Source organism: Paraprevotella xylaniphila YIT 11841 (genome assembly GCF_900683745.1).
Taxonomy (GTDB): Bacteria; Bacteroidota; Bacteroidia; order Bacteroidales; family Bacteroidaceae; genus Paraprevotella; species Paraprevotella xylaniphila.
On record NZ_LR215980.1, the window covers coordinates 3,625,609 to 3,635,890 of the forward strand.

The window sequence follows — 10,282 nt, forward strand, 5'->3', positions numbered from 1 at the left end:
CTTCTTTCTCTTCGTTTTATTTTTCTTTTTCCAAAGTGTTGGAGAAAGGGAATATAAAATGGTTGGCAGGAGTAATAATGTCCTGCTTTTTATATATAACGAAAGAAGTATGAAAATAAACTTGAGAATCGTATTTTTCCGTTTAAAGGCTTGCGGTGCCGGGTTTGCCCTTTTCGTTTTTGTTATGGCGCTTTCATCGGTCTCTGCGCTTTATGCACAGAACGGTACAGGTGTCGGAGGGGCGGTTCGTGCTGAAACAGTCGGAAGTCCGGAGAAAATGACGGTAAAAGGAGTTGTGGTGGACAAGGAGACTGGAGAGACCATGATTGGAGTTTCCATTCGCGTGTTGGGTACGGACGTGATTACGGTGACGGATATAGACGGTGCTTATTCATTAACTTTGCCCAAAGGACGTTATAAAGTGGTTTTCACTTATATCGGCTACGAAAAGTTAGAGCGGGAATTGGACGCGTCCCATACGGAAAGTTTTAAGAAGGTTGTGATGGCCCCGGCATCGAAAACCATGAATGAAGTGGTGGTGACGGGAATATACCAACGTAAGAAGGAAAGCTTTACGGGGTCGGCTGCTACTTTCGAGGGACCGGAATTGAAAAAAATCGGGGTACAGAATGTCTTGCAGAGTTTGAAAACCCTCGATCCATCTTTCAAAATCGCGGACAACATCCAGTTTGGTTCAGATCCCAACCGCATGCCGGACATCGAAATCCGCGGCAAGAGCAGCATCATGGGGTTGAAAGAGGAATATGGTACGGATCCGAATCAGCCCTTGTTCATACTGGACGGATTTGAAACCGATTTGCAGACGGTCTCGGATTTGAACATGAACCGCGTGGCTTCCGTTACGATATTGAAGGATGCGGCCTCTACGGCTATTTATGGTTCGAAAGCGGCCAATGGTGTTGTGGTCATCGAGACGGTGAAGCCGGAGAAGGGACGGTTGCGCTTGAGTTATAAAGGCGACTTCTCCCTGACAAAGGCCGACTTGACGGATTATAACCTGATGAATGCCAACGAAAAGATAAAGTTCGAAGAATTGGCCGGGTTATATACTGATTTGACGAACGACCCGTTAAACCAACTGAGGTTGGACAACCTGAGGAACGAACGTTTGAAAGAAGTGGCACGTGGAGTGGATACTTATTGGTTGAGTGAGCCGTTGCGTACCGGTTTCGTGCAAAAACATAATGTTTATGCCGATGGCGGAGAAGAGAAAATCAGGTATGGCTTAGGGCTGACTTACGGGAATACGGAAGGCGTGATGAAGGAGTCGAGCCGCCAGACCCTATCCGGAAATCTGGATTTGATTTATCGTACCGGGAAGTTTCAGTTCAGTAATAAACTGACGATTGATTATCTGGAAACGTCCGACCCTGTGGTCTCGTTCTCCGAATATGCTTTGGCTAATCCCTATTACCGCAAGTACAATGCCGATGGCGGAGTAGACAAGTATTTGTATGTTCCGGAGAATGACGACGAGGCTCCTGTTCCGAATCCGCTTTGGAATGCCCGTCTGAGCAATTATGACCGTGGGGATGAATTTGGCTTTACGAATAACTTCATTGCGGAATGGTTTGCCACGACGGATTTGCGTGCCCGTGCCAAATTCGGAGTGACGAAAACTACGGCCACAGCCGAAACGCGTTTGTCTCCGTTGCATACGGATTTCGACAGTATGAGCGATACGGAGAAAGGCTCATACGAACATTCCACTACCGCTGTCACGAAGTATGAAGGGGACCTGTCCGTGACTTACGGCAAGCTGTTCCGGGAAGTCCACATGCTCAATCTTGTCGGCGGGTTTAATTTTTCCAACACGGAGTCTACCCGTAACGGTTATAAGGCAATAGGCTTCACCGAAGACCAGTTCGGTGCACCTTCTTTTGCCAATGGCTATCCGGATGGTGGAAAACCGTCATATTCCGAAAGCACCACGCGTGCGGCCAGTTTCTATTTGAATGGTGGATACGCGTATGACAACCGTTATTTGCTCGACGTTAACTATCGGCGCGACGGGGCTTCCATGTTCGGGTCGAGCCACCGTTTCCGCGATACGTGGTCGGTGGGTATAGGTTGGAACATTCACAAGGAAAAGTTTATGAGCGGCACGGACCTGTTCCAACTGCTCAAGTTGCGTGCGTCTGTCGGCAATCCCGGTAATCAGAACTTTTCCGCTTATCAGGCTTTCACGACTTATCAATTCAATGGATGGATGACCAATGTGTTCGGTGCGGGTGTTTTGATATCGGCTTTGGGAAATTCCGACCTTCAGTGGCAGAACACTTTGAATTATACGGTAGGGACGGATATAGCCATGTTCGACAATCGTTTGAATGTAACTGTGGATGTCTTCCGCAAAATTACAGACTCGCTGTTGGCTGTCATTACGACACCGGGTTCGGTAGGCGTAAAGAGCGTAGCGATGAATGCCGGCCAGCAAAATACGAACGGACTGGAGGCTACGTTGCGTGTGTCTCCTATTCATAACGTGGAGAAGGGGATACAATGGACCGTCAGCTTGAATGCGCGGACGTATAAATCGGAGTACGCTAATATAGGCAATTCTTTGAGTGCCTTGAACAAAGCCGGACAGGCTTCGGTGACGGGGACGACGCGTTATTACGATGGGGGAAGCCCGACGGCTATTTGGGCTGTCCGTTCGGCAGGTATTGACCCAGCTACGGGTAAAGAGCTTTTTATTAAGAAAGACGGTAGTTATTCGTTCGATTATGATGTGAATGACGAAGTGGTCGTCGGTGACACGCAGCCCAAATTGGAAGGGGTCTTGGGAACGACCTTTTATTACAAGGGCTTTTCGTTCGGAGCTTATTTCCGTTACCAACTCGGGGGGCAGATATTCAATTCAGACTTATATAATAAGGTGGAGAATATCGATTTGAGTGACATAAACTACAATCAGGACCGGCGTGCGCTGTATGACCGTTGGTCCGTTCCAGGTCAGGAAGCGCAGTTTAAGGGTATCTCCTTAGTGCAGAAAACGGACAAGTCTTCCCGTTTCGTAATGGATGAGAATACGTTTGCCGGAGAGTCCTTCAATGTAGGATATGAATTCACGCAACCTTTCATTAAAAAGGTCGGTCTGTCGTCGTTGACCCTTCAGGCTAACATGAACGACATCTTCCGGGTGTCTACCGTAAAAGCGGAACGGGGTATTGATTATCCTTTTGCGCGAACTGTGTCATTTTCTGTTTCAGCCGTATTCTAAAGCTATAGAAATTATGAAAATATTAAAATATATCATATTGTCTTTTTCCGGCTTGTTTTTCACGGCCGGATGTAGTGACTGGCTTGAAGTGAAGCCCTACGACACCATGGCCGAAGGTGATTTGTTAAGTACCGAAGAAGGTTTCAAGAAATTGCTTAACGGAGTGTATATTGATTTGAACAAGGACGAGCTGTACGGCCAGACGCTTACCGTGGAAATGGTGGAGATTATGGGAGGGTCTTATCTGATTGGTACCGATCCATTGACTTGGGGCGATTATATTGATTTGAACAACCGGAACTTCACTACCGAGTATTGGCGTACGAGACTCGACAATACGTGGGACAAGGCGTATGCATTGATTCGTAATTGCAATACGATATTGGAACAGATGGAGAGTCGTAAGTCGGTCTTTACAGGCAACAATTATAATTTGATTCGGGGAGAAGCGTTGGCGTTAAGGGCTTTGCTGCATTTCGACATGTTCCGTCTGTTCGGTCCCGTGTATAAGCTGAACCCGACGAAGACCAGTATTCCCTATGAGACATCCACTACCTTGCAGGTGCAGGAACTGTTACCGGGGAATGAAGTGATGCGCCATGTCATAGAGGACTTGTCTGAAGCGGAAAAACTGTTGGCCGATGACCCGATTATCACGACGACGGACCATTTGGTCAATCATGCGACGACGGGGGGAAGCAATTTCTTGGAGTACCGTACGTTGAGGCTTAATTATTATGCCGTACAGGCGTTGTTGGCGCGGGCATATCACTATATATCCAGTTACAAGGATGAGCATCAGGAGGACTATAAAGCCAAGGCTAAAAGCTATGCCGAAGGGATTATTAATATTGCCCCGCAGCATTTCCCGTTTGTGAATAAAGCGGACGTGTTAGGGACACCGGAGAATGTGGATCGCATTTTTGCTACGGAAGTGATTTTCGGTCTGACGAATGTGAACCGTAATCTGATGTTCAAGAACAACAACGATCCGGATCGAAGCCCGAAGCCGGTGCTCAGGATGGATCCGGCTCTTCTGGAGATGCCTTATTTCGGCGGCGGAGCGGACTACGGCGGGTCTACTGACGACTATCGTTACATTGCCAACTGGAAAAAGAGCGGAAATGATTACTATTTCTATAAGTATGCGGACATTACCGAAGTGGGGAAGATAGAGAACACTATCGTTCCGATGATACGGTTGGGAGAAATGTATCTGATTATTGCAGACCTTTACGACGAGGTGAGCGAACGCCCTCTTATGGGCAATTGGGTGAATAAGTTACGGGAACACCGTGGAGTAGAGAAAATGGATGAATCTAAATATGCTCCGCGTGTCTTGGGATACGAGGTCGTGAGAGAGCTGTATGGGGAGGGACAAATCTTTTTCTATCATAAGCGGAACTATTCACCGGTATTGATTACTTTTGATCCTATTACGGAATTCATCCCGGTTTCGGAGAAATTTTTTGTAGTTCCTTTACCGGATACGGAATCAGACAACAGACAATAAACAGGTTATGATGAAGAATTTAAAAATATGGTTTCCGATGTGCCTTGCGCTTTGCTTGTGGAGTGCATGCGATGAACGTACGCCGGATTTGTATAGTGCTCCCGACGGAATTTACTTTAATAACCGGACTTCGGGGAGTGTGTTGGTAGATACGACGACTTTGACTTTCGTTTATGGGCCGGACGAAACGATGTATCTCGACGTACCGGTAGTCATACAGACCATTGGAAGGCAGGCTGATATCGATCGTCCGGTCAATCTCAAGGTTTGGTCGGACAATGCCGAGGAAGGAGTGGATTATGAGTTGCTGACACCGGCGGTGGTACCGGCTCATGCTTCCATGTTTTCCTATGTGGTTCGTTTGAAACGTACGGAAGCCATTAAAACGGAATTGAAGTCCATTTATCTGGAACTGTCGGCTAACGAGTATTTCACTACGTTTCTGGAGAGGGATTCTACGGGAAGCGAGGAACGTCCTTACACCGAGATGTTGAAGTTCCGGATAGATTTTTCCGACTTCTATTCTACTCCTCCGGCCGGATGGCTTCCCGAGTATGTCGGCGAGTTTTCAGAACGTAAGTTACGTCTGATGTGGAAGCTGTTCGATGATGTGGTGGATCGTGCCGACTATAATGTGAAGGGGGCTATTCCTTTCAATAAATGGGTGTACATGCAAAGGGAAATAGATACTTATATGACGAAGCAATTATATATATTGTTGGGATATGAACAAGGAACGGTGGATGTAGACGCATTGGTGGACCCGGCAGCCGAAGGGGATGATCGCCAACTGTTGGATTTTACTCCCATAACCTCTGATAACTAAAATGGAATGATATGGAAAGAATGAAATATATCCGTTTGCTATGGTTGGTGTTGCCGTTCTTATGGCAAAGCTGTGCGGAAGATAAGGGGAATTACGATTACAGGGATTTGAACGATTTGAACATTTCGTTCGATGACGCTTATTCTGCCATTTCCCGTGAACCTTTCGTCGTAAAGCCGGAGGTGGCAGCAAAAGAGTTCGTACCGGATGCTTATACTTATGAATGGAAGGCGTACGACCAGGCCGGGAGCCAGGAACCGGTTGTGTTGGGTACGGCTTTGAATCTGGATGTGGAATTGACTCTTGCACAGGGCAACTATCAGTTGGTACTGACCATTAGGGAGAAGGCGTCGGGGCTGTATTATCAAAAGTCGGCCACGTTGAACGTGGATACGCCGCTTTCGTTGGGGTGGTTGGTATTGTGCTCCGACAACGGGCGTGTGCGTCTGGACATGGTGTCGCACATCAAGGAAACGGATAATGTGTATTATGATTTGTTGAAAGGGACGGAGTTGGAGGATTGGCTACAACCTTACCAGCTGGTTTGCGACCCTGGGATGCAAGAGCCTTTCTATTTGGTGGCCGGTAGTGGGACTACGCGTTTGAGCAATAACGATTTTCAGTGGAACGACTCCTATATGATAGGTTATGAGTTCGGTAACGGAATGTATACCGGTACGGTACGTTGCTTGGCTTCTCACAGGCCAGGCAAGTTGTTTGTCGATATTGCGGGACGTGTGTATTATTGTAATACTTTGTCCGGCGACGGGTTGTTCGGTTCCGTCCGAGCCAATGGTTTTTATGTAGAGCCGGCAGTCGGTTATAATGCCAAAGGGACTCCTTTTATTCCGGCTTTTATGATGTGGGACAAGAATAACCGCCGTTTTGTGGTCTGTGCTTCGGAGTTCGCGTCTATCGGATTGGATAATGTGAGAGACGTGCCGATGGATGAATTGGCCGCCGACGGTTTCCCTACAGTGAATGAAGAGCTTTTCGCATGGCCGAAAAGAGCAGACCGGATGGACTTTATCTGTATGGAGAATACCCGCTACGACCGTAATCAGGACGGTAACGGGATGACATATGCCGTTTTGGGTAAAGACAACCAACGTTTCTTGTATGGCATCATTCTCAATGAACTTTACTCTTTTGCCGAAGCCAAATACGGTTATGCCTATGAGAAAGCTTATTATGTGGATTTGTCTGCTTGTACCGACATTGCCGGGGCCACACACTTTGCGTTCAGTTCCCTGAAGACATTTATGTATTATGCCGTGGGTAGAAAGGTCTATCGCGTGAATTTTTCCAATGCGGCTCCGGCGGCAGAATTACAGTTCGAATTGCCAGAAGGAGAAGAAATCACCTGTTTGAAATTCTATCTGTGGGAACAAGAAGACACAGACAACCGTTCTTACGACCTGATTGTAGGCAGCAAGAAAAATGATACGGGCGAGGGTACATTGCGTATTTATGACGGATTCACGAATGAAGGCAATTTCCAGAATGCCGTTCCGGTGGAACGATACTCCGGTTTTGCAGATATTGTGGACGTGATTTACCGCGAGAAAGTAATTTATCAACAATAATTAATAATGAATGAGATGATGAAAAATAATATGTGGTTTAAGACAGCCTTTTTAACGTTTGTCTTTTGTGCTTTGGGGTTCGTAGAGAGTCGGGCCGATATTCAGTTGACAGTCGATGTGGCAAATAAGACGGCTTCGACAGTTGTTGTGGTGTATCAGACTACGATCGTAGAGATTCCGTTGGACGACAACGGGCACGGTAGCCATACCTTTCAGCATATAGGTGCCGTACATGCCAGTCTGTTTTATGGAATGGACAGCAAAAATATTTTTTTGGAAGACGGAGATCGTATCCATATCTCCTTCGACGGGGCTGATTTCAAGGGAACCGTAAAATTTGAAGCGGATGGAGGCAAAGAGAAAATCTTTAAGTATCTGAATCAGGTGACCCTGTTGGATGTCCCGCAAGAGAAGATGGCCCTGCCATTTGATGAGTACGCCGCGTTGGTGGACAAGAAAGAAGAGTCCATGATGCGTATATTGAAGGCATGGAAGTTGGACGAAGTCAGTCCGCGTTTCGTTGCCGTCGAAACCGGCCGCATCCGTTATGCCTATGCTTCTTCGCTGATGATGTACGCTGTGGGGCATCCTTTTGTGGCTCAGGATACCACTTACCGCCCGGACGAAGCCTATTACGATACGCTTAAAAAGTATGCTGTGGCAGACGAAAACCTGGTAGAACTGAAAGAGTATCGTGAGTATATGAAGGAGATAGCCCGAATGTTCGGCTGCAAGAAAGAAGAAGCAAAGACACCATACGACCGTACTATTTGCATGATGAACTATATTGCCGACCATATCGAGGATGACAAAGTGAAACAGGCACTGTTGAACGTATTGGCTATCGAGCAAGTGGAACAGTACGGCATCAGCAATATAGATGAATTGCTGAATCTGCACGGCACTTACGTGACCGATCCCGTACTGCAGGCTGCCTTCAAAGAAAAATATGATGCTTGGGATTTGGCCCGTCCGGGTAACCCTTCCCCCGATTTCCGGGCATGGGATGTGGACGGGAAGTCATACACTGTGGCTGATTTCAGGGGGAAATATGTGTACATCGACCTTTGGGCGACGTGGTGCGGTCCGTGTCGCCGTGAGATGCCTTTCCTCAAGCAGTTGGAAGAAGAATACAAAGGGCGCAATATCACCTTCCTGAGCCTTTCTACGGATGCACGTAAGGCTGATTGGCTGAAGATGGTGAAAAGTCATCCGATGACGGGAATGCAGTTGTTTTTGGGTACGGGAAGCCGTTTCCAGACGGCATACAAGGCCGACGGTATTCCCCATTTCATCCTGCTCGATCCCGAGGGGAAGATTGTGAATGCCAATATGTTGCGTCCTTCTTCGCCCGACATTCGCAGTTACTTGGACCGTCAACCCGGTCTGTAAAGGAAGTGATATGAGGATAAAAGGAGCTTTCGGGCTCCTTTTTTTGTGGGGACAAGCCTTGTACGGTTACACTCGGAAATATCTTTTTTGTTTTTTTACGGCACGGACGGTTGACGAAGAATGTTATTTTTTTCATCTTTGTACAATTAAATTCCAAGAGCCGTAACTATGAATGTTTCCATTGAAATAGGATTGCTTGTATCCGCCTTTCTGATTTTCTGTAGTATCCTGATGAGCAAGACCGGTTACCGTTTCGGTATCCCTACCCTGTTGATGTTCTTGTTGGCCGGCATGCTGTTCGGCACAGACGGTCTGGGCATACAGTTCGACGATGTGTCGGTGGCCCAACATATCGGTATGGTGGCATTGTGTATCATTCTTTTCACGGGAGGAATGGACACGAAGATGGAGGACATCCGTCCGGTATTGTCGCCGGGGGTCATGTTGGCTACCTCCGGCGTGTTTCTGACTACGCTTTTTTGCGGATTGTTCGTCTATTGGGTTTCCGGTTGGCAACTGCATACGGGCGTCGGTTTCACCCTCATCGGTTCCTTGTTATTGGCCGCCACGATGTCGTCCACCGACTCCGCCTCCGTCTTCAACATCCTTCGTTCGCAGCAAATCAACCTGAAACATAATCTTAAACCGATGTTGGAACTCGAAAGCGGGAGCAATGACCCGATGGCCTATCTGTTGACCATCATCCTGATACAATGCCTGCAGGCCGGAGGAGTTTCAGGTTGGGAAATCCTGTGGTCTTTTCTGCTGCAGTTTGTAGTCGGCATAGCCGGGGGGTATCTGTTGGGACGTTTGTCCGTATGGCTCATCAACCGTGTGAGCCTGAAGAATGCCGAGCTTTATTCCATCATGGTGCTTTGTTTCATTTTCATCATTTATTGCTCGGTCTATTTGCTGAAAGGCAATGGGTATCTGGCGGTTTATATTGCCGGTATGGTCATCGGCAACAGCCGCCTGTTCAAGAAGAAGGAAATAGGAACTTTTCTCGATGGCATGACATGGCTGCTCCAGATTGTGATGTTCCTCATGTTGGGACTGTTGGTCAATCCCCACGAGATGCTTCCCGTCATGCTGACGGCTGTCCTGGTCAGCGTCTTTATGACCTTTGTGGCCCGTCCGCTTAGCGTATGGTTAAGCCTTCTGCCTTTTGGACGGAAAATCACGAATAAATCCAAGCTTTTTATTTCCTGGGTCGGTATCCGTGGGGCTGCTCCCATTATTTTCGCTACCTATCCGGTGATGGCGCAAGTGGACGGTGCCAGTCAGATTTTCAATATCGTGTTTTTCGTCACGTTGATATCTTTGCTTTTTCAGGGTATGTCCTTGTCATGGGTGGCACGTAAGTTGGGCCTTACGGAACCCTTGCCGGAAAAAGAGGACAACTTCGGTATCGAACTGACCGAGGATGTCGGGAGCACGTTACGTGAAGTGCTTTGTACGGAAGAGCTTCTGCAACGGGGACGTCATATTCGCGAACTGTCGCTTCCGGAAGGAACGCTGGTTATTATGATTAAGCGGGGCGACCGTTATATTGTGCCGAACGGTTCGCTGGAACTGATGTTGGGCGACCGGTTGTTATTGATGATTCATAATGTATAAATGACTGTTTATAAGTTATCTATATTTCCCTTTGAGGCTTTTTGTTCTTTTTGTGCCGGATGGTTTTCCATTTCTGCCGGACGTTTTTTGGTCTTGTATCGGGT

General features: G+C 47.4%; 6 protein-coding genes. All 6 read left to right on the forward strand.

The annotated features are described in order from the left end of the window. Positions 1-109: 109 nt before the first annotated feature. The 6 genes from E0E47_RS15370 to E0E47_RS15395 all read left to right on the forward strand — a co-directional run bounded on the left by E0E47_RS15370 (position 110) and on the right by E0E47_RS15395 (position 10,178). Complete coding sequence (locus tag E0E47_RS15370) at positions 110-3,244, forward strand: SusC/RagA family TonB-linked outer membrane protein (protein ID WP_232038470.1); 3,135 nt, start codon at positions 110-112, stop codon at positions 3,242-3,244. 13 nt (positions 3,245-3,257) lie between these two features. Next, entirely contained in the window at positions 3,258-4,757 is a 1,500-nt protein-coding gene (locus E0E47_RS15375) for a RagB/SusD family nutrient uptake outer membrane protein (protein WP_118147028.1), read from the forward strand. Between the two features lie 7 nt (positions 4,758-4,764). Beyond that, positions 4,765-5,583 carry a hypothetical protein gene (locus E0E47_RS15380; RefSeq protein ID WP_130894083.1) on the forward strand — a complete coding sequence of 273 codons (819 nt, stop codon included), beginning with the start codon at positions 4,765-4,767 and terminating at the stop codon, positions 5,581-5,583. An 11-nt stretch (positions 5,584-5,594) separates the two neighbouring features. Further along, a complete protein-coding gene (locus tag E0E47_RS15385) occupies positions 5,595-7,169 on the forward strand; it encodes a PKD-like family lipoprotein (RefSeq protein WP_130894084.1) in 1,575 nt (524 codons plus the stop codon). Between the two features lie 30 nt (positions 7,170-7,199). Continuing rightward, positions 7,200-8,561 (forward strand): TlpA family protein disulfide reductase, encoded by a 1,362-nt coding sequence (locus E0E47_RS15390; RefSeq protein WP_232038471.1) that lies wholly within the window; start codon positions 7,200-7,202, stop codon positions 8,559-8,561. A gap of 168 nt (positions 8,562-8,729) precedes the next feature. Further along, positions 8,730-10,178: a potassium/proton antiporter gene (locus E0E47_RS15395; protein WP_008629903.1), complete on the forward strand. Its 1,449-nt coding sequence runs from the start codon at positions 8,730-8,732 to the stop codon at positions 10,176-10,178. The last annotated feature ends 104 nt before the right edge of the window (positions 10,179-10,282 follow it).